This is a genomic window from Bacillus cereus group sp. BfR-BA-01331, assembly GCF_022663915.1.
In the GTDB taxonomy this organism is placed as follows: domain Bacteria; phylum Bacillota; class Bacilli; order Bacillales; family Bacillaceae_G; genus Bacillus_A; species Bacillus_A mycoides.
The window spans coordinates 82,633-109,325 of record NZ_JAKUGJ010000015.1; the positions used below are offsets into that span (position 1 = coordinate 82,633).

Here is a 26,693-nt window from a genome sequence, read left to right on the forward strand (position 1 = left end):
CTCTTACGCTTCTTGCTCTGCTGTTTCGTCTTCAATACCTAATTCTTTTTTAATCCAGTCGTAACCTTCAGCTTCTAGACGTTGTGCAAGCTCAGGGCCACCAGATTTAACGATACGACCGTTCATCATAACGTGAACGAAGTCTGGAGTGATGTAGTTTAATAAACGTTGGTAATGCGTAATCATTAGGCAGCCGAACTCTTCGCCGCGCATTTGGTTAATACCTTTAGATACAACTTTTAATGCATCGATATCAAGACCTGAGTCGATTTCATCTAAGATTGCGATTTTTGGCTCAATCATCATTAATTGAAGAATTTCGTTACGTTTTTTCTCTCCACCAGAGAAACCTTCGTTTAAGTAACGTTGTGCCATTTCTGGATCCATTTCTAGGAATTCCATGTTTTTATCTAAAGTACGGATAAATTTCATAAGAGAAATTTCTTCGCCTTCTTCACGACGTGCATTAATCGCAGAACGTAAGAAGTCTGCGTTTGTTACTCCGCTAATTTCACTTGGATATTGCATTGCTAAGAATAGACCTGCTAGCGCACGCTCATCTACTTCCATTTCTAATACATCTTCACCGTCGATGATGATGCTACCTTCTGTTACTTCATACTTTGGGTGACCCATAATCGCAGAAGATAAAGTTGATTTACCTGTTCCGTTAGGTCCCATAATTGCGTGGATTTCTCCACCTTTTACTTCAAGGTTTACACCTTTTAAAATTTCTTTGCCATCGATTGATACGTGTAAGTCTTTAACCGTTAATGTAGAACCAGCCATCTCAATACCTCCATTAATCCTCTATATACATTTTAAAAATTACTAAAACGTTCATATTCTCATTTTATTCTCATTCTAATCTTATAGCAAATAAAATGATATCGCAAACACTAAGAAAATGTAACAATTTTTTCACAAATGTATATAAGTATTTCCTTTACATCCTCTTATGATACACCTTTCTTCTTATATATATAAAGAAAAAAGGACTGGGTTATTCCCAGCCCTTTCCAGCACCTATTCGTTCACAGGAAGTACAGCACCTTTATATTCTTTGTTAATAAAATCTTGAATTTCTTTTGAATGTAGCACTTCTACTAGCTCTTTAATTTCTTTTTTCTTCTCGTCACCTTTACGAACTGCGATAATATTTGCGTAAGGAGAGTCTGATCCTTCAATTGCGATTGCATCCTTTGTTGGATTTAATTTTGCATCAATTGCGTAGTTTGAATTAATAAATAAAGCATCGCCTTCATTGTTTTCGTACAGCTTCGGTGAAAGTCCAGGCTCTACATCTGTTTTAAACTTTAAATTTTTCGAATTTTCTACAACATCTTTTACTGTTGCTTTAACAACATCTACACCGTCTTTTAATTTAATAACGCCGCCTTTTTGTAACAACGCTAACATACGGCCACGCTCAGCTACGTTATTACTCATAATAACCGTTCCTCCATCTGGAAGATCTTTTAAGCTTTTATATTTCTTAGAATAAATGCCCATTGGCTCTAAATGAATTTTTCCTGCATTTACAATTTTGTATCCTTTTTCTTGAATCTCTTTATCTAAATAAGGGATATGTTGAAAATAATTTGCATCGATTTCTTTATCAGCTAATGCCTTATTTGGTAAAACATAATCCTGGAATTTTTTTATCTCTAACTTAATGCCCTTTTTCTCTAATATTGGCTGTGCCTTTTCTAAAATAACAGCGTGCGGTATATTAGAAGCGCCAACAACAAGCTTATTCTCCTCTTTCCCCCCGCAAGCGGCTAATGTAAATACAGACAGTGCTGTAACAACTGACAATAGAATCTTTTTCATATGATGTCCCCTTCTCCCCTATAGTTATGTAGTAAAAAAAGGACCGGCATACACCAGCCCTTTTTCCGCAATTATTCTTTTACAGGAACAACTGCCCCTTTATATTCTTTAGTAATAAAGTCTTCAATTTCTTTAGAATGCAGTACTTCTATAAGAGCTTTAATCTCTTTTTTATCTTTATCGCCTTTACGAACAGCTACTACGTTTGCGTATGGAGAATCATTTCCTTCAATTGCAATCGCGTCTTTTTCTGGGTTTAATTTCGCATCAATTGCATAGTTAGAATTAATTAGAACCGCATCGCCTTCTTTATTGTTATACACTTGTGGCAATAGACCCGGCTCGATATCTGTTTTGAATTTTAAGTTTTTCGGATTATCCGCAATATCTTTTGGAGTTGCTTTAACTGGCTCTACTCCGTCTTTAATTTTTAAAATGCCTTCTTTTTGTAAAATTGCTAAACCACGACCATGATCAGTAACAGAATTACTCATAATAATTGTCGCCCCGTTTGGAAGTTCTTTTAAGCTCTTATATTTTTGAGAATACACACCAATCGGTTCTAAATGAACTTTTCCTGCTATTTCAAAGTCATATTTTTTATCTTTAATTTCCTTTTCTAAATACGGAATGTGCTGGAAGTAGTTCGCATCTAATTCTTTATCTGCTAACGATTTATTCGGTAACACGTAGTCTTGGAATTTTTTAATTTCTAACTCAATTCCTTTTTTCTCAAGTAACGGTTTTGCCTTTTCTAAAATTTCAGCGTGCGGTACGTTAGAAGCACCAACAACAAGTTTTTTTTCATCTTTATCTTTCCCGCCACAAGCAGCTAACCCAAAAATTGAAGTTGAAATAAGTGCTGTAAGTAATAATTTTTTCATTTGAAATATCCCCCTGTTTTCATTATCTTTTATCTATTCGAGTCGTTAAACTATCACCAATCCACTGAATTAAAAATACAACGAGTAATACACAAATTGTCGCAACGATTGTTACATCGTTATTTCCACGCTGGAATCCCTCTAAGTAAGCAAGTGTTCCAAGACCACCAGCACCAACAACACCTGCCATTGCTGTATAGCCTACTAAAGCAATAGTCGTAACCGTAATACCAGATACTAACGCTGGTAACGATTCTGGAATTAACACCTTCAAAATAATTGTGCTTGTTTTTGCTCCCATCGCTTTTGAAGCTTCAATTACACCTTTATCAATTTCACGAAGTGCGATTTCAACCATTCTCGCGTAAAATGGTGCCGCTCCAATAATTAAAGCTGGCAGCGCTGCACTCGCTCCGAGAATTGTTCCAAGAAGAATCTTTGTGAATGGGATTAATAAAATAATTAAAATGATGAACGGTATAGAACGGAAAATGTTTACGAACGCTCCAATCACCGTATTAATCGCTTTATTTTCCCATAAATTATCTTTCGCTGTCATAAAGAGTAATAGTCCTAAAATAAGTCCTAAAACAAATGTGGCAAGCGCTGCGATTGCCGTCATATATAACGTTTCACCAGTTGCTTCTAACATTTGATTCCAATCAACATTTGCGATTAACTTATCCATGTGCAATCACCTCCAGCTCTACTTGATCTTGATGAATCCCTTCTATTGCTTGCTGAATCGCTGTTTCTTCACCATTTAAATGAACGACTAAACTTCCGTAAGAGCCGTTATTCGTTTGCGCGATATTTCCTTGCAAAATGCTAACTTCTATATCACCGCGCTGCATTAACCTTTGAAGTACCGGTCTTTCTACGGCTTCACCGATAAACTGCAAACGAATTACTTTTCCATCTGGATACTTTTCTATTAAACTTTCAATCGTTTCATTCGTATCTTCAGAATCAGTTAACTGCTGTACAAATCGTTTTGTAATGTCTTGCTGTGGATTACGGAATACGTCAAGTACTGGACCCGTTTCTACGATCTTCCCTTTCTCCATTACAGCAACTCGATTACAAATTTTGCGAATAACGTGCATCTCATGCGTAATCAATACAATTGTTAAGCCGAGACGCTTATTAATATCTAACAATAAATCTAAAATTTGATCTGTCGTTTCCGGATCAAGAGCTGACGTTGCTTCATCACATAAAAGTACTTGTGGATTATTTGCTAACGCTCTTGCAATCCCAACGCGCTGCTTTTGTCCACCACTTAACTGAGATGGATATGCGTCTCCTTTTCCTTCTAATCCAACGAGATGAATTAACTCATCAACACGTTTTCTTCTCTTCGCCTTATCCACACCCGAAATTTCAAGTGGGAATTCGATATTTTCGCGTACAGTTCGTGACCAAAGTAAGTTGAAGTGCTGAAAAATCATTCCGATTTCTTGTCTTGCCTTACGAAGTTCACTTCCTGTAATTGCTGAAATTACACGATTTGCGATTGTAATTTGACCAGACGTCGGTTTCTCTAACTGATTAAACAATCTAATTAAAGAACTTTTCCCAGCGCCACTATATCCGATAACACCAAATATTTCGCCTTTCTCTATTTGTAAGTTGGCGTTATCTACAGCAGTGACATCACCGCTTTTTGCCTTATATATTTTCTTTACATTTTCTAATAAGATCATGATGCTCACCCCTTTTTTGTTTAAAAAGCGCAAGCGGCTCGTTTAGAATGTGAAGTGGATGGAGCTTCTGACGTAGAGGCGCTTTTTGCCTCATAGGAAGAAGCGAAGCCATCGAACGTTCTAGCCGCTGGAGCTGGATTTCATAAAACTTTGGATAGACTCCGCATTTTTTGTTTTTGATGCGTGTAGTCCATCGTTATAGCTCCTCTTATTATTTGAATGTCCTCCGCATTCAAACGACAAAAAACCTTTCCGCTTCTAGAGAAGCAGAAAGGTTTATATGCGTATATAACAACATTATCCCTCTCTCTCATCTCTCAAAGCATTTGCTTTGCAGGAATTGGCACCATTTCAACATAAGTTGACGGTTGCCGGGCTTCACAGGGCACAGTCCCTCCACCTCTCTTAATAAGAGAAATCAGATTAAATTTTCGTCTGATTTAAAATTTATGAAATTGTCTATATTTTATGAATTGAATTGTATCAATATCCACACGCTCTGTCAACAGAAATTTTCGTAAAAAAAGAAACTTCAGAATTTTAAGCTCCGACTGACATCGGTTTACATATATGAAACATCGATTCAACTAATAACATCGTTCGATACGTTCCAGAATATTGTACCCGTCCATCACTCATTAACTTTTGCAACCTCATATTTCCAGTCACTAATTTTCGTACATCCTCTTCCTCTAAACAAACGATTTGTTCCGTTCCTCTCGCCTCTTTCAAAACTTCTATATAATCTCTTGAAATTTGTAACGAACAGCATTCATCTCCAAAACGAAAATTAACAGTTCTTTCTCCTTGCCTTAAAAGCGGTTCTAAATGATATTGGCCATTAGCGTAATTTACAAATGATTGAAGCAAAGAATATAATTTCATCCTAAACCACATCCCTCATATCACTTTCTATTACATACCATTCCCTCTTATTAAAGGGCAATCCTGTTATTTTCGCTCGACAAATACTGTATCTATCACGCATGTCGACATATTTCCCAAGAAATATGTCGAGGCGGCAAAAACTTTGCCGCCTACTTTAATTCCGTATATAAATATTCAACCGAATGAAATGCATATATTTTCTTCATCAGTGTCCCATTTTCAAAAATAAGTAAACACGGTACACTTTCTATCCCATACTCTTTCGCTAAATGCGGGGCATAATTTAAATCTAACATTCCAATTTTCAAATCTTCAATCGTCATCTCAACGACCGTTAACATCTTCTTTGCCAATTGGCATGTTCCACACATTGGTGTATACACATATAACACTGTTTTTTCTTCATTTCCTATTAGGGCTGTAGCTTCGGCACCTGTCCAATCAATCACTTCTATCATTCCTTACCGTAAATATTCTGTATAAACGTCAATGTCTGCTCCCCATAATACATTTGCTAAATGTGAAGAAGGTGCAGTCGCCACCTCGCGATACGAGCGATCAATATAAATATGCTCTGCTTGCGGAAATTCTTTTCGGAATTGTTTCCTTAACTTTTCTCCTGCATCATCAGCATCCACTAGCACATATACGTCCTTATCAAAAAATTGATCAATGAGCTCATCCATTTTCGACAAACCAATTGTACCATTTGTACAAACAATTTCCACTGGTTCACGAATAATAGATTCAATCTTTCTTCTATCCGATTTACCTTCTACAATAATGACTTTTTCCACATAAATCATATGTCATCACCCGATCACCATATACTATACAACCTTTAACTTAGTATATAGTATATTCGTTATTTTCATGTTGTTTCCTGTTTATTTTTGCAAAAGAAAAGCGCAAGCGGCTCGTTCAGAACAGGAGGGCATTGGAACTCCTGAACTAGAGGCGCTTTTTGCCTCAAGTGAAGGAGTGAAATGACCGACTGTTCTAGCCGCTGGAGCTAGATCACAACGAAAAGCGCAAGCGGCTCCCTCAGATTGTGAGGGGGATGGAGCTTCTGACGTAAAGGCGCTTTTTGCCTTGTAGGAAGAAGCGAAGCCACCGAACAATCTAGCCGCTGGAGCTGGATCACAACGAAAAGCGCAAGCGGCTTGCTCAGATTGTGAGGGGGATGGAGCTTCTGACGTAAAGGCGCTTTTTGCCTTGTAGGAAGAAGCGAAGCCACCGAACAATCTAGCCGCTGGAGCTGGATCACAACGAAAAGCGCAAGCGGCTTGCTCAGCATGAAGCCTCCATGAAAAAAGTTTTTTCAAAAACGTTCTCCTATATAATAATTAATATATATGTTTTTAAATTCGTTATGTACACAAAATAAAAAAGGACAGCACAAAGGCTGTCCTTAGTCGACTATAATTAGTCTTGGTTTGTCATTTCTGCATATTTTTCTGCAGTTAATAACTTCTCAACTTGGCTTGCATCAGAAAGTTCAACTTTAACCATCCATGCACCCTCGTATGGAGATTCGTTAACTAGTTCTGGTTGGTCACTTAATTCTTCGTTTACTGCTACAACTTTACCACTTACAGGTGCGTATAATTCAGAAACTGTTTTAACAGATTCTACGCTTCCGAATGGCTCGTCAGCTTGGATTGTTGCACCTACTTCAGGAAGTTCAACGAATACGATATCGCCTAACTCACCTTGCGCAAAATGAGTAATACCGATAACAACCGCATTACCTTCTGTTTTTACCCATTCGTGTTCTTCAGAGTAACGTAAATTATTTGGAATGCTCATGACTGTACCTCCAGTGAATGTATTAATTATGTAAAAATACCTTATTGGTACTTTTTCCACACACTTTCAAACTGCTCTTCGTTAAAACCAAGTGTTACACTCGTTCCATCTGTTACAATTGGACGTTTAATTAACATGCCATCAGATGCTAAAAGCTCATACATTTCGTCTTCGCTTGCATCCTTTAACTTATCTTTTAAACCAAGTTCGCGGTAACGCATTCCACTTGTATTAAAGAATTTTTTTAATGGTAATTCACTTTTCTCATGTAAATTACGTAAATCTTCTTTTGACGGTGGATTTTCAACAATATGAATCATCTCATATGCTACATCGTTTGCCTCAAACCATTTCTTTGCTTTTTGACATGTGCCACATTTTGGATATGAATAAAATGTTACTGTCATAAATTCACCTACTTTTTTACTAACCTTTACCTTTATCATATAGAAAACATTTTATTATTTCAAACGATTATTCGCTAAACTTTTACTTATTTCGTGATAATTTTTAATAATCCTGCTAATTTTTCTTATTTTTCCGCCATTTATTAAGAAAAAATAAATATATAATTTTTTAAAAATTTTTTCTCATCCCACGCCGAACATATATCTTAAACAAACGTTTGATTAATTTCATATTTTTCTACCTCGACCTTTGGAATACGTAGATTCTTTTATACCGAACATATACCTTAAACAAACGTTTGATTAATTTCATGTTTTTCTACCCCAACCTTCGGAATACATGAATTCTTCCATACCGAACATACCTCTTAAACAAACGTTTATTTAAAAATAAAAAGAGCCCTTTTACAGGCCCCTTCATCATCGACTTAAATAGTCCGAAATGGTTTGAAATACTACTATATACATATTATGAATACTTTCTTCTGTATTTCCACCATTCGATAAACCTACTCCCCATTGTTGCCCTTCGCCACTTCCAATATTTGCAAAACCTTGCACGTACATAGCATTTACATCTTTTCGTGCACTGTTATACTCTATCCCTTTTGTAATAAAAGTTGAATATGATTTATCTTGTAAACCAATAAAAAACACTGGTTTCTTTAGCGATGAAAATACATCTTTATACTGCTCTTTCGAAGCTTCTTGAAAGTGCTCTTTCATTATTAGAAAACCATCTACTGCTCCAGATTCCTTTTTCAGTTCTTCTAACTTAACGTTTTCAAACTTTATATTTCTAAATGTATCTTTCGGCTTTTCACCAACAACTCCAATGACGAGTGCTCTCCCGTTATATTCTAATTTCTCTCCTTCTTTATCTTTTGCACACCCAGTACTCACTAGGCATAACAATATAAAAACTAAGAAATAAAATGAACGCTTCATATAGCACCCTCCCCCTCTTTTAAGTCAAGTGACAAAAATGTAAGGTGAATTCAAGAAAATGTAAGTAAAATCGATAGCCCAATTGGATTTTCTATATTATAATCAATTGAATTTATTTACATTACTAAAACATAGGAGATTATCATGAAGAAATTTAAACTTTCATCTCTTCTTCCGTTAAGTTATATACTTCTACTCGTACTCGTAAGTCCCCTTTACGATGTATTAAATAAATCTACTGTTCACGCAGTAGATGTCACAACTGTAGTAGATGATTGGATTCCATTTGTGAAAGCATTTATTATTCCTTACTTACTTTGGTTTCCATACTTATACGGTGCACTTATTTATTACTGTTTTGCTGATCGAAAGCAATATTATGTCACTTTAAGTAGTGTAATTCTTGGAAAACTTGCTTGTTTTTCGATTTACTTTTTTTGGCAGACAACTGTACCACGCCCAACCGTCGTTGGAACAGATGTATTTTCCGAACTAGTCCGCTATATTTATAGTATTGATCATCCAGTAAACTGCTTCCCAAGCATTCATGTCCTTACGACATTTGTAATTATGTTAGCTGCCTTTAAGCGCAAGGAACAGCATACTTTGGAATATTACATCCTTACTTTCTTCGGTACGCTTATTATTTTATCAACATTATTTACGAAGCAGCATGCATTTGTAGACGCCATTTCTGGAATGACGCTTGCAAGCGTACTTTACTTCGGCGTTCAGTTGTTATTAGCAAAAGAAACCGTACGTGTTCCAGTAAAACAAAATCAAAAAATGTAAAAAGCAGACTGTTGCTTCAGTCTGCTTTTCTCTATATTAAGGAGATTTTCAAATTAAGATTGTGGTACAGTCATGTCACCAGAATGAATACGACCTGCTTTTTTAAGAGCAATGTAAAGTATATAAGAAACCGCTACTGGGATGATGATATAAGTGATTATCATCGCTGGGACAACTTCCCACCCTTGGCTGGAAATTAAATTAATTGGTGCGATAAGAGAGCTTAATCCAAGACCTGCAATTTCTTTTCCTGCTTCCAGTTGGAAAATTAGTGCCGATACTGGGCCAACTATTGCACTGGCGACGACAGTTGGGACGAGAATCATTGGATTTTTAGTAATGTTCGGTAACTGCACTTTTGGAGTACAAAGTGCCTGAGCTAATATGCCGCCTAAGTTATTTTCTTTCGCTGAAATAACAGAGAATCCGATAAATTGAGCAACACATCCTGCAAGTGCTGCACCGCCTGCAACACCGTCTAAGCTAAGCGCTATCGCTAACGCAGCTGATGAAGCTGGAGAGATAAGTAACAATCCCCAAACTACAGCAATCACGATAGAAGCGATAAACGGGCTACCAGCTGAACTATCTTTAATGAATGCTCCAACTGTATTTAAAACTGGGCTAATATTCTGAGCTAACCAAATACCGACTAAACCAGAACCTAATATTGCTGCAAATGGAACGAGCATCATATCTAAAGCAGTTTTTCCACTTAATCGTTTACCAATATAAACTGCTAAAGTCGCTGTTAATAATGCACCGATTGGTTCACCTGTTTTAATGATGAGACCAGCTTCAGTAATTGAAATGGAACCTGCTCCAATTGCTCCAGCTACCATTGCTGAGAAAATTACGAGTCCGTTTGCACCGAGCATAAAGGCAATCCCGGCTCCAATTGCTGGTGCCATAAGTGATTTTGCAACAACTCCGATTGTAATAAGTAATGGGATATCAACAATTCTTCCTATATTTTCGATCAGTAAACCAATTCCAAGGGATACGAAAATACCCTGTGCGATTCCGGCTGAAGCTTTAAACACACGAGACATTATATATTCCTTCATTTGTTTCACCTTCTCCTATAATTTAGTAACCAATTGTTTTCATATAATCGCGTAAAACATCGTTTGATTTTGCAAAGCGACTTTCTTCATCTTCTGATAAGTTTAGTTCTACCACTTCTCTTATACCATCTCTAGTAATAATTGCTGGTACTCCTGTACAAATATCGTATTCGCCATATTCACCATCTAAAATGGCTGAAACAGCGATAACACGGTGATCATCATTGAAAATTGAGCGAGCGATATAAGCTAAAGAATTTCCGATTCCGTAATAAGTAGTTCCTTTGCGCTTATAAATTTCCCATCCAGCTTTTGCAGTCTTCTCAACGATTTCATCTAAATCTATTTCACCAAATTGGTATTTTTTCTCTTCTAAAATTTGTAAAATCGACTTTCCACCAACAGTTACGTGAGACCAAGCAACCATTTGAGAATCACCATGTTCTCCTAATGAATACCCATGAATACTACGAGGATCTACATGTAACATTTCAGATAAAATTGTTCTTAAGCGAGAAGAATCTAGTGATGTACCAGTACCTATCACACGATTTCTAGGTAATCCAGATAATTTCCACACTTGATATGTAATAATATCAACTGGGTTCGATGCGAGTAAGAAAATACCATCAAATCCACTTTCCATTACGCCGCCAACAATGCTTTCCATAATCTTTGCACTTGCTCCTAAAGTGTCTAAACGGCTTTGTCCAGGTTTTGGCGCTGGTCCTGCTGTAATAATTACAATGTCCATATCTTTGCAGTCTTCATAACTTCCTGCATATACTTTTGTTCTTGTATTTGTAAAGTTAATGCAGTGCGATAAATCCATCGCTTCTCCAACTGCTCGTTCATGATTTATATCAATTAATAATAATTCTTCACATATGCCTTGATTCACAATTGAATACGCACAGCTCGATCCAACTAATCCAGTACCAATAATTGCAATTTTTCTTGTGTTTCTATTCATAGCAATCTCTCCTAATCGATCATGTAATCTATTTCTTTTGTTCTTTACACTCCTAATTATAAAGATTCCCACGATAGAAACCATGGATACTTTGTGAAACATTGAACAAACTTTTGTCCTTTTTGTGAATTGTTATATTCAATTTTCGTCATATTTGTTACAACTGAAAAAATATTTTTTATGTATTTATTGACATATACCAAACAAAAAAACGAGCGAATCCATTCGCTCGTTTCATTCATCATACTATTCCGCACTTAATTGACTTTTTAATTGCTGTACAATCATTGGATTAGCAGGCGCTGCCGGCTTATAATAACTTTTTTGCTTTGCGTATTCATACATATTACGTTGACGGGATTCATCTTGATTACGAATTTGAATTAACGTTTGATGTAACTGTTCATTATCAGACTGAGAAATATAATTTGCATAACTTGTTAAACTTGAGTTTAACCCTGCTAAATAATCATTTACCATATCTTTTTCATTCATTTCTCTCTTCCTCCTATCCTAGAAAATTCATTAATTGCTGTTTCGTATTTCGTGCATCTTGCGCATCCTTCTCAAGCATTTGCTTTAGCTGTGGGTCCGTACAAGCCTGTGCATACTGTTCCAATTTGTTAATAATCGTCGCATGTCCACCAATTAAATGACGTAAGTTTTCAACTTCAAGCTCTGTTAAGTTTTGCATATAACATACCCGCCTTTCTTTGTTCATTCATCATTAGTATTTGGTTCTTTTTGGATTGTATTCATTAACTTTTCCCACATATAAACAAAATAAAAGATGAATGGCTAGGCCATTCATCTTTTCCGCTAAATATTCATTCAATTTTATAAAGAAACAATCATACTTATACTCACAAGTAGGTTCCATACAATATGTAAAATGATACTAGGTACAATAGATTGTGTTTTCTTATATAACATAGCAAATACAATCCCCATAATCATTGCCGTAATCGGAAAACCACCATGAAGAATCCCAAAGATGAAGGAAGAAATAATGATACCAACTAGAAAACTATATTTCTTTTCAAAAAATCGATACAAAATACCTCTATATAAAATTTCTTCTTTAATTGGTGTAATTATAGCAACACTTAACACATATATAATACTTTGTAGACTATTTTGAAGTCCTAAGCTCCCTAATTGATCTCGTTGCTGCTCTGCACTTTCAAAGCTAAACAACTCTAACATTACATACTGAGTTAATGCAATGACGATAAAACCTATTAATAAATACAAGTAGGTTTTCCCATTTTTTAAAACAGATACATTCCAAATGTTCTTAATAAAATGAAGCACTGGTTTATAAGCACATAAAACAATAGTAACAACAGCTGCATCAAATAGAAGTAAATAATACCCCTCTAAATTAGCACGTAATACCTCTTCTCCAAAAATCCCAAGGGCTAAAGCAAGGAATAATCCCCCTAATAGTGAGAACCCTAAAATGCTTGCAATCGTTACAACTAGATTTTTATATGTTATGTTATCTACTTCTCTTTCTGCATCATACGCGTCTAATACTGTTTTTCTCATACTATTCCTCCATTTGTTTTCATTACCTTAACAAAAATCCTTTAATGAAAATATATAGATAATATAACAAAAATTTCAAAAAGAATAATATGCAATTTTACATATCATGAAAGCTTTGTATTATATAGTTTTTGGAATTAGATTACTATAAAATAATCATTAGATGGAATTTCAAAAATTTCTTATCTATCCACCATAACCCTCGCATCATATAAAACTTATTAATTAAAGGAGAAATGAACATGAAAACACATGACTTCCTTACAGAAATCCAGAAGGGCTCTGAACCTAATCCATATCAAGATCCTATCGCATTTATTTTCGTTTGCTTTTCCTTAGCCATATACACATTTTTCAAACCTGCAAGATAATATCATTTAATGGGAAAAAGCCTACTGTTCTTTTGGAATCATATGCACTAAAAAACCTTAGAATTGCTTCTAAGGTTTCCGGCTATTCATATTCAAGACGCCATACTTATAAGTAACGAAAGAATTAATAATCCAACTACCAATCCGCCGGTTACTCGTGCTATACATTTCTTTTGTTCGCCCGCACTGGAAACGGTAAATCGGAAGTATAATATGCCACCCACCGCAATAAGAATACATTCCAATATGATACTAATAGCCGGAAATCGCCACAACCCAAAACCAAGCATAGGTAAATCTCCGAAATTCCCTGGAAGTAACGGCAAATCAGCACGGTGCACAAGTAAATCAAGAATCCAATGACTAAAAACTACAGCGCCAACAACAAAGCCACTCCGCTTGCCCCAAAACCTCATACCCAACATTCCTGCAACAAAAGCAATAAACAGTGCTCCTATTAAAGAGTGTGAATAATCCGCGTGAATGATCGCTTCACCATAACCATTACTATTAATAGGTTCAATTGTCTCTACTCCTAAAACATAAAGCGGTAAAAAAATGATATCCAATAATTGTGTACTTAACATGAGAGCCCAAAGTGGTAGTTTAGGTGACTTTGTTTTCACTACTGCCGCTAAGCCAAAATGTCCTGCAAACATTTCACTTCACATCCTTTTGTAATTTTGCCTCCAGCAAACCGCAGCCTACTATACAAAAAGCATAATCAGCAACAAATTCACGTTGTCTCTCTTCTTATTCAATCTCTCATTACATGTAATCCTTTAATAAACGTTTCCAATAACACATGTAAACTTGTATCTAAATCTAGCGGCAAACCAAATCCACCCTGCTGTTCAATCGACGCAAATCCATGACAAATACTTCTGAATCCACGTGTCGCATGAAGTGCATTCTCTCCTTCTAAGCCGTATTGTTGTAAAATCTGAAGACAAAGCTTTACAATTCCGTCACCTGCTTTTCTTACTTCTTCATCTCGTAAAAAGGTTGCTTCATACAACCCAGGATGTTTTCGGACAAACGCTACGTACGCTTCTCCTAATACATGAATTGCTTCATCCATACGTTTATCCGAGGCCGCTTCTTCCAGTCTGTTATGCAGCTGCTTTATTCCGTAAATACCAAGATTTTTCCGTACATCTTGTAAACTTTTCACATGATTATATAGCGAGGGCGAACGTACCCCTAACCTTTTCGCTAATGAAGCTAATGTTACTTCTTGTATTCCATTTGTATCTGCAATTTCTGCAGCTGTTTCTACAATTTTCTGTAATGTAAGTCCGATTCTCGGTGACATAAATTAACCCTCTTTCATACTTTCTATATTCTGCTTAGCTTCCTTAATAGCAAGTTTTATGGCAGTGCCTGGATCCTTTATCATTTTTCCATGTCCTGCCGCAAGCAAGGAAGGCTCATATTCTCTTAGCTTCTCTGCACTTTGTAATGATATTTCTTTGCTCCACGTTGCCATCGCAGGAAACGGAAACCAAAATTTCATTTGTCCCGAAACAGCCATACCTCCTCTTGTTTGGAAGGCATCCCCGACAATAAGAGCTTTATTTCGTACATCAAGAAACGACATGGATCCTGGCGTATGTCCCGGTGTCATAATCGCAAGAAGCGATCCAACTCGGTCGCCCTCTTCCAATAAAACATCCGGTACCGTTTTTACCTTTTTCGGTACACCGCCTTTTATTGGTATATTCGGTTCATCCTTTTGTAACGACGTATCTCCTTCTAACAACTTTGCGTCCCGCTTAGAAATATAGACTGGGACATCAGGAAGTACTTCCTTTAATGCGTCTAATGCACCGATGTGATCATCATGCGCGTGCGTTAATACAATCTTAGTAATTGGTTTCCCTATTTTCTCAGCCGCCTGTAAAATACCTTTTGCGCTATATGGCAAAGCCGCATCAATTAAAGTTAAACCATCTTCTTCCTCCACAAAGTAACAATTCACAGGAAACACTCTTGGTAAAAATGACAATTGATATACCGTTTTTTCATGTATCATTCTCATATTTCCAGCTCCTTTTCCAAAAAACTAACGCTATTAGTTTCATTATACTAATGGCATTAGTTTTATGTCACTAAAAATTTCATTTTTTCAAAAAAAAAGAACGGTAGTCGTTTATACGACTACCGTTCTTTAAAGATATTAAACTGTATAACGCTCATCTTCTAAAATTTTCGTAGCAATTTCACGTTTCTTCGGAATTACGTTAAGTGGCGTGTGGCGTGTTAATTTGCGTAATGATGATAACATCATGCGCAGCATGTCGCCATTTTCAACTGCGATAAGTGTTTCTTTCGCATCTGCTTCGATTTCATTGAATGCTTCTTGGCAGAATACTTCAGTGTATAACACTTTTTGTTTATTCTTTTCAAGACCAGTTGTTTTAATTGCTTTTTCTGTACGAAGAACAGCTGATTCCATTGCGTAAAGGTTGCTTACGATGTCAGCGATATTCACAAGAATTTCTTGCTCTTTATCTAATGCTTTACCGTATTTTTGAGCAGCTAATCCAGCTACCATTAAACCGATTTTCTTCGCGTTAGTTACTAAATATTTTTGAAGTGCTAATGGCTCATCGCCTACTTCTTCTGGCATCATCATCATTAACTCTTCTTGTAATTTTTGTGCTTTTTGAAGAAGTGGTAATTCACCTTTCATCGCTTTACGTAAGAACGTACCTGGTACGATTAGGCGGTTAATTTCGTTCGTTCCTTCGAAAATACGGTTAATACGAGAATCACGGTACATTCTTTCAATCTCGTATTCTGCCATAAATCCGTAACCACCGTGAATTTGAACACCTTCATCTACTGTATAATCTAATACTTCAGAACCGAAGACTTTATTTAAAGAACACTCGATTGCATATTCAGCGATAGAAGCTGCTACTGCTTTACCGTCTTTTACTTCTTCTTCAGATAATGTGCTCATGCGGCTTTCGAATAAACCTACTGTACGATATACAGAGCTTTCAGCTGCATATGTTTTTGCTGCCATATTCGCAAGTTTCTCTTGAATTAATGGGAAGCGAGCGATTGGTTGTTTGAACTGTTGACGTTGGTTTGCATATTGTGCTGAAATTTCTACTGCACGTTTCGCAGATCCGACTGTACCAACACCTAATTTATAACGACCGATATTTAAAATGTTGAACGCGATAATATGACCTTTACCGATTTCACCAAGTAGATTTTCTTTCGGTACTAATGCATCTTCTAAAATTAACGTACGAGTTGAAGAACATTTAATACCCATTTTCTTTTCTTCTGGGCTTGTAGATACGCCTGGATACTCTTTCTCTACGATAAATGCTGAGAAGTGCTCACCATCTATTTTTGCATATACAACAAATACATCAGCGAATGCAGAGTTTGTAATCCATTGTTTTTCACCATTTAATACGTAATGTGTACCTTCAGCATTTAAACGTGCAGTTGTTTTTGCACCTAATGCGTCAGATCCTGAACCTGGCTCTGTTAATGCGTATGCAGCTAATTTTTCACCAGTTGCAAGTAGTGGTAAATATTTTTTCTTTTGCTCTTCGTTACCGAATAATACGATTGGTAACGATCCGATACCTACGTGAGCACCGTGAGTAATTGCAAAACCACCTGCGCGAGAGAATTTCTCTGCGATTAACGCTGAACTTACTTTATCAAGGCCAATTCCGCCGTACTCTTCTGGTACGTCAGCGCCTAGTAAACCAAGTTCACCAGCTTCTTTTAAAAGACGAACAGAACGATCAAACTCGTGTTGCTCTAAATATTCAAGCTCCGGAAGAACTTCATTTACGATAAAGTCCTCTGTCGTTTTTGCAATCATTTTATGCTCAGATGAAAAATCTTCTGGCGTAAACACTTGATCAATCGTAATCTCATCTACTAAAAAGCTACCGCCTTTAACCGCATTTCCTACTGTTTTTTCCATGAAAATTTCCTCCTTTATATTTTCATGAGCAGCTTCTCTCATTTTGAAAGAAGCTGGCTCTCCCATTTATTTTTTATAAACCTTTGTTGCTTCCATTCTTTTTATCTAATCCAGTTCCGGTGGCTCCGCTTCTTCCTGCGAGGCAAAAAGCGCCTCTACGTCTGAAGCTCCATCCCCCTCACATTCTGAGCGAGCCGCTTGCACTTTTTTTATAGTAATTCAAATACTCCCGCTGCTCCCATTCCGCCGCCGATACACATTGTTACGATACCGAATTGTTGGTTGCGGCGTTTCATTTCGTGAATAAGAGATAGTGTTAGTTTTGCTCCTGTACAGCCAAGTGGATGTCCAAGTGCGATTGCACCGCCGTTTACGTTTACTTTTTCTTCATCTAGACCAAGTTCACGAATAACTTGGATAGATTGAGAAGCGAATGCTTCATTTAGTTCAAATAGACCGATATCAGATAGCTCTAAACCAGCTAATTTTAACGCTTTCGGAATTGCAGCAATTGGGCCGATTCCCATTACTTCTGGTGGTACTCCAGCTACTGCGAATGAACGGAATTTTGCAAGTGGCTTCATGCCATCGCTCACTGCTTTTTCACGATCCATTAATAGTACAGATGCTGCACCGTCACTCATTTGTGAAGAGTTACCAGCCGTTACAGAACCGCGAACGTTAAATGCTGGACGTAATTTACCTAAAATGTCTAGCGTCGTCTCTGCTCTTACACCTTCGTCTTGTGCGAAAATGATTGTTTCTTCTTGCAGTTTGTTGTTTGATCCAACAGTACGTAATGTTACATCTACAGATACTGTTTCATCAGCAAAGTTCCCTGCAGCTAATGCTTTCGCAGCACGTTGATGACTTCTTACCGCGAATGCATCTTGCTCTTCACGAGAAATTCCATATTTCACAGCAACTTGCTCTGCTGTATGCCCCATACCCATATAATATTCTGGTGCTGCTTCTACAAGGCGACTATTCGGACGAACAACGTGTCCCATCATTGGAACTAAACTCATTGATTCCGCTCCGCCTGATAATACAGCTTCAGAGTGACCAAGCATAATGCGCTCTGCTCCGTAAGCGATACTTTGTAAGCCTGAAGAACAGTAACGGTTAATTGTAATAGCTGGAACATCGTAAGAAAGTCCTGCTAATCCGCCGATATTACGAGCCATATTTAAACCTTGCTCTGCTTCTGGCATCGCACAACCGAAAATTAAATCATCAATTGGTCCTTCATAATTCGCACGCTTTAACGTTTCTTTTACTACTAACGCCCCTAGATCGTCAGGACGAACTGTTTTTAATGAACCCCTCTTTGCTTTTCCAATTGGTGTTCTTGCTCCCGCAACAATGACAGCTTCTCTCATGAACGATATCTCCCCTCGTTATTAGTTACGTAATGGTTTTCCTTTTACAAGCATGTGCTGCATTCTTGCTTGTGATTTCATCTCACTTACTAAGCTAATAAATGCTTCACGTTCTACATCTAATAAATACTGCTCATCAACTTCTGTTCCGTACTGCACTTTTCCGCCCGCAATGACATATGCCAGTTTCTTCGCAATGTGCAGATCATGTTCAGAAATGTAACCTGATAAATGCATTGCCTCTGCACCAAGTACAAGCGCTGCATATCCTGTCTCACCAACAACTGGTATCTTTTTGCGGATAGGTGCTTTATAACCTGCTTCATATAAAGAAAGTGCTTTTTGTTTCGCATCATATAGTAAGTGATCACCATTCACACTAATACCGTCTTTATCGCCTAAGAAGTTGTTCGATACAGCTTCTTGTGCTGATGTAGAAACTTTCGCCATCGCTACAGATTCGAATACTTTATTCGCAACTTTTTGTAAGTCGAATTCTACACCGTTTGCCATTTTGTTTAAGTGTTTAATGTATAGCTCTTTATTACCGCCTCCGCCAGGGATTAAGCCAACACCTACTTCTACTAAGCCCATATAAGTCTCACTAGAAGCTTGAATGCTCGCTGCTGGTAAACAAACTTCTGTACCACCGCCAAGCGTCATACCATATGGCGCCGCTACAACTGGCTTAGAAGAGTACTTAATTTTCGTCATTGCATCTTGGAAGTTTTTCACAACCCACTCAATTTCAAAGTAGTTGTCGTCTTGTGCTTCCATTAAGATCATTGCAAGGTTCGCACCAACGCAGAAGTTCTTCGATTGGTTTCCGATAACAAGACCTTTATAATTTTTCTCTACTTCATCAACAGCGTAGTTAATCATTTGCGTAATATCCATACCGATTGCATTGCTCTTCGAATGGAATTCTAAGCAAAGGATACCATCGCCTAAATCAATTAAGCTCGCTCCGCTATTTTTCTTTAACACACCGTTTTTCTCTTTTAACTGCTTAAGAGAAATTGCTTTTTTGTTACGTTCGATTAGCTTATATTCACCATTGTCGTAATAGTAGCTATCGCCGTTATCATGTTTATAGAAAGTAGTGAAACCTTTCTCTACCATTTCTTTCACCCAAGTAGGAACAACTGCGCCGTTTTCTTCCATCTTTTGAACAGACTTTTCAACGCCGATTGCATCCCAAATTTCGAATGGTCCTTGCTCCCATCCAAAGCCCCATTTCATCGCTTGGTCAATTGCAACGATATCGTCAGCAATTTCTTTATGAAGTTTTGCAGAGTATAAAAGAGTTGGTGTGATAATATTCCATAACAACTCTCCTGCGCGATCTTTCGCGTATACAAGCGCTTTCAATTTATTCGCTAATCCTTTTTCTTGTTTACTTAACTCTACGGATGCAGCTTTTAATTTTTTGCGTGCTTCGTATTCCATCGTTTCAGGGTTTAATTCTAAAATTTCTTTTCCTTGTTTTAAGAAGAAGCCTTGACCTGTTTTGCTTCCAAGCCATTTTTTATCAAGCATGTCATGCATAAAAGCAGGTACTTTAAATACGTCGCGCTCTTCTTCTTGTACATTTTCATATACGTTATTTGCAACGTGTACAAATGTATCTAAACCAACAACATCTAATGTACGGAACGTTGCGCTCTTCGGACGACCAATTAATGGACCTGTTACAGAGTCAACTTCTCCAATGCTATAGCCACGCTTAATCATTTCTTGAAGCGTTACAAGCAATCCATACGTACCGATGCGGTTTCCAATAAAGTTTGGTGTGTCTTTTGCGATAACAACGCCTTTTCCAAGAACGTCTTCGCCAAATAGTTTCATGAAGCTTAATACTTGTGGATCAGTTTCTTTCGTCGGTATTACCTCTAGAAGTTTTAAATATCGTGGTGGGTTAAAAAAGTGTGTTCCTAAGAAGTGTTTCTGGAAGTCGTCTGAACGACCCTCTGCCATTTTTTCAACGGAAATGCCTGATGTATTTGAGCTCACAATTGAGCCTGGTTTACGAACAGCATCTACTTTTTCAAATAGTTTCTTCTTTATATCTAAGTTTTCAACTACTACTTCAATAATCCAATCTACATCAGCTAGACGCTCAAGATCATCTTCTAAGTTACCTGCTTCAATCAGTGCTAAATTTCCTTTCACTGTCAGAGGAGCTGGTTTTTGCTTTAATAGTTTTTGCACAGCCGTATTACTAAAACGATTTCTCACACTTTTATGTTCTAATGTAAGTCCCTTCGCCTCTTCTTCTTTCGTAAGCGCAGGTGGTACAATATCAAGCAATAATGTCGGAATACCAATATTAGCTAAGTGTGCCGCAATCCCTGAACCCATTACGCCTGAACCTAGAACAGCAGCCTTTTTAATTTGGAACATCCATTTCTCCCCCTATTCTTGAATGAATGCTCATTCAATTTTTCGACATAAGTCGCAATCAATGAGTGAGCCTCTACTAATAAATATATGATACAGTTTGAATTTTCGCAATATATTTATTGATAAAATTTTCTGAAATAAATATATTTCTTTCATTTGGCTATGCTATACATGTGTATTTTCTTCATTAAAATGCACTTTTCCTTTTTATAATCTGACGAAACTGGAGGAATATATATGGCAAAACTTAAGAAGAACCCTTCAAAAGCTGGAATTAGCGCAGCAAGTGTAACTGGAAATGCAGGTCCGCATAATCACGGTGTTGAAAAAGGGCGTCAAAGTAATAACCAACAATATAAGAAGCATAATATGGGCGAAAAATAACGCTATATTTTTGGGCAGAGAACGTGGCATAATGATTAATGGCTGCTTTTTCTGCCCAATTTATTTGTACATATGGAAAACAAAAGAGGGAACGACGATGAAACGAACAATAATTATGATTGTAATGATCGCCACACTATTTACAGGGATGATTTTCTTTTCTTACGCTCACAGACAACAAGCTGTAAAAGTAGATCAGCCTAACATTACTGGGCAATACGGGATTACAATCGATGCAGACACAGGTGAAATCTTGTATGGAAAACGGGAAGATGAACGCTCTTATCCCGCTAGTATAGGGAAAATGATGACTACCTTACTCTTACTAGAGAATGTAAAAGAAGATGAAGAAATTACGGTTACAGAGAATGCGATTAAAACAGAAAGTCAAAGTGCAAAGATTAAGCTTCGCGCGGGTGAAAAGTTAAAACGTGATGAGGCATTAAAACTTATGCTTATTATTAGTGCAGACCCAATCGCTGAGTCAATCGCTGAACATATTGCGGGATCAAAAGAAAAGTTTGTGAAAATGATGAATGCTAGAGCGAAGGAACTCGGTACAAAGCATGCGACTTTCAAAAACGCAAGTGGTGCTGATGCACTTGGAAATAAAGTATCACCTTATGATATTGCTATTATTACGAAAGAAGCATTAAAGTACCCGGTTGTTTTAGAATATATGAATTCAACACGTACAACTCTACATACTTCCGAACGCTCTCCAAAAATCGCAAACTATGGACGAGAAGAACTATATGATGATCCATATGCGATTGGAAGTAAAAGCGGTTTATCAGCACTCGGAAAATACACAGTCGTAACAGTTGATGAAAAAGACGGTAAACGCGTCATTAACGTCGTGTTATCTTCTACTCGTACGCAGCTATATCCTGATACGAAGAAAATGGCGCACTACGCATTTCAGCAATTAAAATAACCAAGGAGTATTTTCTCCTTGGTTATTTTTTGATCATACCTTTTAATACGAACGCAACGTTTGCTGGACGTTCTGCTAGACGGCGCATGAAATAGCCATACCAGTCGTTTCCATAAGGCACGTAAACGCGCATTTTGTAACCTTCTTTTACTAGCTCAAGTTGACGCTCTGTACGAATACCAAATAACATTTGGAATTCAAATTGATCCCTTGGAATGTTGTGTTCTTCCGCAAGTTTTTTCGTATATTCAATAATCGCTTCGTCATGTGAAGCAATTGCAGTGTAATTTCCATTTAATAAGTGCATTTTAATAATTTTTTTATAATTGTCATCTACATCTTTCTTTTCCGGGAACGCTACTTCTTCAGGTTCTTTATAGGCCCCTTTTACAAGACGTAAATTAGGATTATAAGCGTTTAAATCTTCCATATCTTTTTCTGTACGATATAAGTAAGCTTGAATAACTGTACCAATATTATCGTATTCAGATTTTAATTGTTTAAAGATATCAATTGTTTTTCCGCAGCGCGTATAGTCTTCCATATCAATTGTAATAAACACACCATTTTCTTTTCCAGCTTCTAAAATACGGCGCATATTGTTCATTACGATTTCGTCAGAGATATCTAATCCCATAGAAGTCATCTTTAAAGAAAGCTGCGAATTAAGACCTTCTCTTCCAATTGCACGAATCGCTTCAATCGATTCGCTAGCCATTTCATTTGCTTCCGCTTCGTTATCAACGAATTCACCTAAATAATCGATTGTTACACAAAGACCTTGCTTATTTAATGCTTTAATTGCAGCTGTCGCTAATTCAATCGTTTCCCCTGCGACGAAGCGACCTGCACCAAAGCGTAAACCGTACTTTTTAGCCAGTTTTGTTAGCGCTTTATTTTTAGATAAGAAAAGAAACGAATTTCGCATTAATTGTTCCATGTAATTCACCCCTATGACTATAATTTATCTGTTTTTTACCCCTCTTCGAAATTATATCATTGTTTAAAATTATTTGATACAAATAATTATTTAGATAATTTATAAAATACTATCAAAACATTTAAAACCCTATATCCTCGTTTGTAAATATGAAGAAAATATTTTTCGACATTCAGAAAAAACGGGTTTACTAGGGAAAAAATGAGCATGCCGAAAATATTCGACATGCTCACAAAACCATTTATATTTCATGTAAATTATATAAGGATATTAATAACAAAAACTTGAGGTAACATTATCTCAAGCCTTCTTACTTCTCATTTCGCTTCTCATCATTCAGCTTTTTAATATTCGTAATTAACTGTACCATCTCTTCTTTTGCATCTGGATACGTCTCATTCCAATGTTTCACTAAAGCTGGCATCGTCTTAGCCATATAAGAATAAAGTGCCCATTTCTGTACCTGCTCTTTTCGCTCTTCGTTGCTCTCTCCAAGTAATAGTTCCGTGTATTTCTCTAGCAAGCCATCAAACTGCTCATTAAACTTTTCACTCATCTTATTTTCCTCCTATATGAAAAAAGCAGCGAAGATCGCTGCTTTTTCTTATAATTTTGATTGAACAGAGTTTAATTTCTTCTCCATCGTACTTACTTTATCACGGCGATCATCGATACGAATTGTTGTCGCAACGCGCTGTGCACCTTTCGTGTATGGAACTTCATGCATTTGTTGAATGACTTCTAAAATGACAGGAAGATCTCCTTCAATTACTGTATTCATCGGTGTTAATTGATACTTCACGCGATCAGCATTTTTCTCTAGTACCTTTTGTACTTCTGCTACATATTCACTAACACTTGGATTACCTGTTCCTACTGGAATAATCGATACATCAACAATTGCCATAATAATCTTCCTCCTATTACTGCTTCTTATATATCCATTGTCTATTTTACCGAAATCCTCATCATTTTACTAATACATTACTCTTCTACTTTAAACTGCTCAATCAATCTTTCTAAGTCTCTCATATTCTCTGTCAAACTTTCCATCGTGTGAGCAACTTTCTCTAGATGATTAACCTGTGACTCAGTCGCTGCATTTACCTCTTCAGAAACAGCTGCACTTTCTTGACTCGTACCAGCGATTGTTTGCATAACATCTGTAATTTCTTCTTGCTCGTGACCTATATTCTGCACTTCTGCTACAATCTTCTCTACTGAAGCACTAATTGTACTTACGACTGACATGATTGTGCGGAATTCTGTCTCCGCCTCTGTCGTAACTTTATTTTGTATATCCGCAATATCTTTCAACTTACTTACAACTTCTACAACTCGCTTTACTTCTAATTGTACATCACCAATCATCGTTGCAATCTCTCCGGTTGCCTCTTTTGATTGTTCAGCTAAATTTCGAACCTCTTCAGCAACAACCGCAAATCCCTTACCTTGTTCACCTGCACGTGCTGCTTCAATCGAAGCATTTAAAGCAAGTAAATTTGTTTGATCCGAAATACCTTTTATAAGCTCTACTACATTTTGAATCGATCCAACTCTTTGCTCTAACTTACCAGACGCTTCCTCTGTATGAACAATGATAGAAGATGATTGTCCTCTCGTACGAACTAAATTCCGCATCGTATTTAACCCTTGTTTAGATGCTTCCTCTGCTTTGCCGGTCACTCCCTTTATTTCACCAACAGAACTATTCATCTGTTCCATCGACTGTGCCATATTTTCAAGTTGTGCTGAAACTTCATCTACACTATTAGCAAGAGTAGACGCGCCTCCGCTCACATCATCCATTGCACCTGAAACTTCTCTACTAGCTGCTACAGTTTCATTCGTTAAATAATGCAGATTGTGAGTCGATTGTTGCACTGTCGATACACTATTTTTAATTTTACTTACCATTTCATTCATTTGCTCAACCATATGATTAAAGTGAGTCGTAAGCATACCAACCTCATCTTTACTGGTCACCTTCATTTGTAGCGTTAAATCACCTTCCGCTACTTTTTGAACGTGATTTGTTAATAGTTGTAATGGTCTTGCTAATCTTCTTGAGAATAAATATGAAGCTAATATTCCAATTAATAAACTTATACATGCCATTATAATAACTGTATTTCTTGTTTCTACGAGTAAGTTATCAATTGACTCTTTCGGATATACAATCCCAATTTTCCATTTCATCTTATCAAACAATTGACTATAGGCTACTACATCTTTTCCACCTAATGTCGCCGCCGCAAATTTCGTTTCATCTTTATTTAAACTTTTAACAAGTGGTTCTTTCGAAACATCTTTTCCTACTTTCTCCGGGTACACAATGGCAATATTTTTATCATTTATAACAAACATTTCTCCGCCATTATTATATTGAATATTATGGAGTAGCTTTTGAATCGTTCCTAGTGATACATCCATTGCTACAACACCTAACACAGAACCATCTTGTCCGACAATGGCTTTTGAAACTCCAATACTTAACTTACCCGTCGCGATTTCATATTGTGGCTCTCCCCAAATAGTCGATTCTGTAGCTGCTTCTGACGCTTTATACCAAGGGCGACTCGTCGGATCATATCCTTCTGGAACTGTCCCACCATCTGCAAGATTTGCACTCAACGTTTTTTTATCTTTCGTCCCAATGTAGACATCTAAAATATCAGGATGATTCTTTTTAAACCTTGAAAATTCCTTTAAAATAAAACTCTCCTCTTCTGGAGTAACCCCATCTTGTAGCATGTTTTGAATATCATCATGAGATCCATAATGACCCATATCTTCTTCAATTCGCTGTATAAATGCAGTTAACTGCTCTGACACAAGATCCATCGTATTTTCAGAATACTGGTCTAAGGAGTGCGTTTCTTTCTCTTTTTGCAATTGATACACAGCTGTACCTAATATTACAAACATCATAGAAATAAGTACCGAAAATACTATTGCAATTTTTAAACGTAAACTTCTCAACATATTCCCTCAAGCATCCCGATACGATAAACTTAACTAAATCTATACAATTCAATCAAATTTACACAAGTTAGTGCTTCATCGTGTTCTCGCAACCCCGAAGGGACGAGGGGGATAACACTCCACACGAGGCAGTATCGTTACCTCCTATTATCAAGCATTTATTTTACCCATCTTGATAAATTTATCGACGCGTTTACATCCCTATCGTGATGGCTATTGCACCCAACACAACGCCACTCACGTATTTTTAAACTCCACTGTCCTTCTGGTTGAACTGAATGGTCGTATTTTACTCCGCAACATGAGCAAATCTTGCTTGAGGCGAACCATTTATCAGCTTTTACATACTCAATGCCATACTTCTCGCACTTGTATGATAAACATTGAAAGAAGAAGTTTAATTTTTGAAATGAAAATGCTTTCGATAGTTTTTTGTTTTTTAACAGGTTTGAGATAGGTAAGTCTTCCA

The 26,693-nt window shown here is 36.9% G+C and carries 32 protein-coding genes and 1 riboswitch; of the genes, 4 read left to right on the forward strand and 28 right to left on the reverse strand.

The genetic code is table 11. From position 1 onward, the window contains the following. Positions 1–3: 3 nt before the first annotated feature. The 12 genes from sufC to MR155_RS22245 form a co-directional block, all read right to left on the reverse strand. Positions 4–789: a Fe-S cluster assembly ATPase SufC gene (gene sufC, locus MR155_RS22190; RefSeq protein ID WP_002015933.1), complete on the reverse strand. Its 786-nt coding sequence runs from the start codon at positions 787–789 to the stop codon at positions 4–6. Between the two features lie 237 nt (positions 790–1,026). Beyond that, positions 1,027–1,833: a methionine ABC transporter substrate-binding lipoprotein MetQ gene (gene metQ, locus MR155_RS22195; protein WP_242311102.1), complete on the reverse strand. Its 807-nt coding sequence runs from the start codon at positions 1,831–1,833 to the stop codon at positions 1,027–1,029. Between the two features lie 71 nt (positions 1,834–1,904). After that, a complete protein-coding gene (gene metQ / locus MR155_RS22200) occupies positions 1,905–2,717 on the reverse strand; it encodes a methionine ABC transporter substrate-binding lipoprotein MetQ (RefSeq protein WP_219301037.1) in 813 nt (270 codons plus the stop codon). A 22-nt stretch (positions 2,718–2,739) separates the two neighbouring features. After that, entirely contained in the window at positions 2,740–3,405 is a 666-nt protein-coding gene (locus tag MR155_RS22205) for a methionine ABC transporter permease (RefSeq protein WP_085312710.1), read from the reverse strand. After that, positions 3,398–4,423, reverse strand: a complete 1,026-nt coding sequence (locus tag MR155_RS22210) for a methionine ABC transporter ATP-binding protein (RefSeq protein ID WP_242311103.1) — start codon at positions 4,421–4,423, stop codon at positions 3,398–3,400. Before MR155_RS22210 ends, MR155_RS22205 begins: the two co-directional genes overlap by 8 nt. A gap of 307 nt (positions 4,424–4,730) precedes the next feature. Continuing rightward, positions 4,731–4,838, reverse strand: a riboswitch (SAM riboswitch). Between the two features lie 125 nt (positions 4,839–4,963). Further along, positions 4,964–5,308, reverse strand: coding sequence for a hypothetical protein (locus MR155_RS22215; RefSeq protein ID WP_242311104.1), 345 nt, complete (start codon positions 5,306–5,308; stop codon positions 4,964–4,966). A 152-nt stretch (positions 5,309–5,460) separates the two neighbouring features. Beyond that, positions 5,461–5,769: a thioredoxin family protein gene (locus MR155_RS22220; RefSeq protein WP_002015940.1), complete on the reverse strand. Its 309-nt coding sequence runs from the start codon at positions 5,767–5,769 to the stop codon at positions 5,461–5,463. A gap of 3 nt (positions 5,770–5,772) precedes the next feature. Next, complete coding sequence (locus tag MR155_RS22225) at positions 5,773–6,117, reverse strand: toprim domain-containing protein (RefSeq protein WP_000640865.1); 345 nt, start codon at positions 6,115–6,117, stop codon at positions 5,773–5,775. A gap of 81 nt (positions 6,118–6,198) precedes the next feature. After that, complete coding sequence (locus tag MR155_RS22230; RefSeq protein ID WP_242311105.1) at positions 6,199–6,555, reverse strand: hypothetical protein; 357 nt, start codon at positions 6,553–6,555, stop codon at positions 6,199–6,201. Positions 6,556–6,736: 181 nt separating this feature from the next. Then, complete coding sequence (gcvH, locus tag MR155_RS22235; RefSeq protein WP_000026895.1) at positions 6,737–7,120, reverse strand: glycine cleavage system protein GcvH; 384 nt, start codon at positions 7,118–7,120, stop codon at positions 6,737–6,739. A 41-nt stretch (positions 7,121–7,161) separates the two neighbouring features. Further along, the gene (locus MR155_RS22240) at positions 7,162–7,527 is read right to left on the reverse strand and encodes an arsenate reductase family protein (RefSeq protein WP_002129756.1); all 366 of its coding nucleotides are present in this window, start codon (positions 7,525–7,527) and stop codon (positions 7,162–7,164) included. A 420-nt stretch (positions 7,528–7,947) separates the two neighbouring features. Further along, positions 7,948–8,475, reverse strand: coding sequence for a hypothetical protein (locus tag MR155_RS22245; protein WP_242311106.1), 528 nt, complete (start codon positions 8,473–8,475; stop codon positions 7,948–7,950). 144 nt (positions 8,476–8,619) lie between these two features. Here MR155_RS22245 and MR155_RS22250 point away from each other — a divergent pair, with 144 nt between their 5' ends. Further along, positions 8,620–9,267: a phosphatase PAP2 family protein gene (locus tag MR155_RS22250; RefSeq protein WP_002143641.1), complete on the forward strand. Its 648-nt coding sequence runs from the start codon at positions 8,620–8,622 to the stop codon at positions 9,265–9,267. Positions 9,268–9,320: 53 nt separating this feature from the next. Here the strand turns inward: MR155_RS22250 and MR155_RS22255 are convergent, their stop codons facing one another. The 5 genes from MR155_RS22255 to MR155_RS22275 all read right to left on the reverse strand — a co-directional run bounded on the left by MR155_RS22255 (position 9,321) and on the right by MR155_RS22275 (position 12,858). After that, complete coding sequence (locus tag MR155_RS22255) at positions 9,321–10,334, reverse strand: PTS sugar transporter subunit IIC (RefSeq protein ID WP_002112681.1); 1,014 nt, start codon at positions 10,332–10,334, stop codon at positions 9,321–9,323. A 22-nt stretch (positions 10,335–10,356) separates the two neighbouring features. Further along, on the reverse strand, positions 10,357–11,307 hold the full coding sequence (locus MR155_RS22260) for an L-lactate dehydrogenase (RefSeq protein ID WP_472927177.1): 951 nt from the start codon (positions 11,305–11,307) through the stop codon (positions 10,357–10,359). Between the two features lie 246 nt (positions 11,308–11,553). Further along, positions 11,554–11,802: a spore coat protein gene (locus MR155_RS22265; RefSeq protein ID WP_002034620.1), complete on the reverse strand. Its 249-nt coding sequence runs from the start codon at positions 11,800–11,802 to the stop codon at positions 11,554–11,556. Between the two features lie 13 nt (positions 11,803–11,815). Then, a complete protein-coding gene (locus tag MR155_RS22270) occupies positions 11,816–12,001 on the reverse strand; it encodes a hypothetical protein (RefSeq protein ID WP_242311107.1) in 186 nt (61 codons plus the stop codon). 143 nt (positions 12,002–12,144) lie between these two features. After that, complete coding sequence (locus tag MR155_RS22275) at positions 12,145–12,858, reverse strand: CPBP family intramembrane glutamic endopeptidase (RefSeq protein WP_242311108.1); 714 nt, start codon at positions 12,856–12,858, stop codon at positions 12,145–12,147. Positions 12,859–13,100: 242 nt separating this feature from the next. Here MR155_RS22275 and MR155_RS31840 point away from each other — a divergent pair, with 242 nt between their 5' ends. Then, on the forward strand, positions 13,101–13,229 hold the full coding sequence (locus MR155_RS31840) for a hypothetical protein (protein ID WP_264539414.1): 129 nt from the start codon (positions 13,101–13,103) through the stop codon (positions 13,227–13,229). Positions 13,230–13,321: 92 nt separating this feature from the next. On the opposite strand, the gene MR155_RS22280 is transcribed toward MR155_RS31840, so the two are convergent. From MR155_RS22280 to MR155_RS22305, 6 genes are all read right to left on the reverse strand, one after another. Next, entirely contained in the window at positions 13,322–13,888 is a 567-nt protein-coding gene (locus MR155_RS22280; protein ID WP_242311109.1) for a permease, read from the reverse strand. A gap of 98 nt (positions 13,889–13,986) precedes the next feature. After that, entirely contained in the window at positions 13,987–14,544 is a 558-nt protein-coding gene (locus tag MR155_RS22285) for a TetR/AcrR family transcriptional regulator (RefSeq protein WP_242311110.1), read from the reverse strand. A 3-nt stretch (positions 14,545–14,547) separates the two neighbouring features. Continuing rightward, positions 14,548–15,270, reverse strand: coding sequence for an MBL fold metallo-hydrolase (locus MR155_RS22290; protein WP_242311111.1), 723 nt, complete (start codon positions 15,268–15,270; stop codon positions 14,548–14,550). A gap of 138 nt (positions 15,271–15,408) precedes the next feature. Then, positions 15,409–17,193 (reverse strand): acyl-CoA dehydrogenase family protein, encoded by a 1,785-nt coding sequence (locus MR155_RS22295; RefSeq protein WP_242311112.1) that lies wholly within the window; start codon positions 17,191–17,193, stop codon positions 15,409–15,411. A gap of 209 nt (positions 17,194–17,402) precedes the next feature. Continuing rightward, a complete protein-coding gene (locus tag MR155_RS22300; RefSeq protein ID WP_001206343.1) occupies positions 17,403–18,575 on the reverse strand; it encodes an acetyl-CoA C-acetyltransferase in 1,173 nt (390 codons plus the stop codon). Positions 18,576–18,596: 21 nt separating this feature from the next. Further along, on the reverse strand, positions 18,597–20,978 hold the full coding sequence (locus tag MR155_RS22305; protein ID WP_242311113.1) for a 3-hydroxyacyl-CoA dehydrogenase/enoyl-CoA hydratase family protein: 2,382 nt from the start codon (positions 20,976–20,978) through the stop codon (positions 18,597–18,599). A 237-nt stretch (positions 20,979–21,215) separates the two neighbouring features. Between MR155_RS22305 and MR155_RS22310 the strand changes: the two genes are divergently transcribed. After that, positions 21,216–21,362, forward strand: a complete 147-nt coding sequence (locus tag MR155_RS22310; RefSeq protein ID WP_002034611.1) for a YuzL family protein — start codon at positions 21,216–21,218, stop codon at positions 21,360–21,362. Between the two features lie 97 nt (positions 21,363–21,459). Further along, on the forward strand, positions 21,460–22,299 hold the full coding sequence (locus MR155_RS22315; RefSeq protein WP_219301027.1) for a D-alanyl-D-alanine carboxypeptidase family protein: 840 nt from the start codon (positions 21,460–21,462) through the stop codon (positions 22,297–22,299). 22 nt (positions 22,300–22,321) lie between these two features. On the opposite strand, the gene MR155_RS22320 is transcribed toward MR155_RS22315, so the two are convergent. The 5 genes from MR155_RS22320 to MR155_RS22340 form a co-directional block, all read right to left on the reverse strand. Then, positions 22,322–23,239 (reverse strand): proline dehydrogenase family protein, encoded by a 918-nt coding sequence (locus MR155_RS22320; RefSeq protein ID WP_002112697.1) that lies wholly within the window; start codon positions 23,237–23,239, stop codon positions 22,322–22,324. A 310-nt stretch (positions 23,240–23,549) separates the two neighbouring features. Further along, positions 23,550–23,795 carry a YusU family protein gene (locus MR155_RS22325; protein WP_001290599.1) on the reverse strand — a complete coding sequence of 82 codons (246 nt, stop codon included), beginning with the start codon at positions 23,793–23,795 and terminating at the stop codon, positions 23,550–23,552. A 48-nt stretch (positions 23,796–23,843) separates the two neighbouring features. Further along, positions 23,844–24,146 (reverse strand): MTH1187 family thiamine-binding protein, encoded by a 303-nt coding sequence (locus tag MR155_RS22330; RefSeq protein ID WP_002089423.1) that lies wholly within the window; start codon positions 24,144–24,146, stop codon positions 23,844–23,846. Positions 24,147–24,223: 77 nt separating this feature from the next. Further along, positions 24,224–26,224, reverse strand: coding sequence for a methyl-accepting chemotaxis protein (locus tag MR155_RS32455; protein ID WP_242311114.1), 2,001 nt, complete (start codon positions 26,222–26,224; stop codon positions 24,224–24,226). A gap of 158 nt (positions 26,225–26,382) precedes the next feature. Further along, the coding region (locus tag MR155_RS22340) for a transposase (RefSeq protein ID WP_242311115.1) at positions 26,383–26,693 on the reverse strand (311 nt) is incomplete at its 5' end.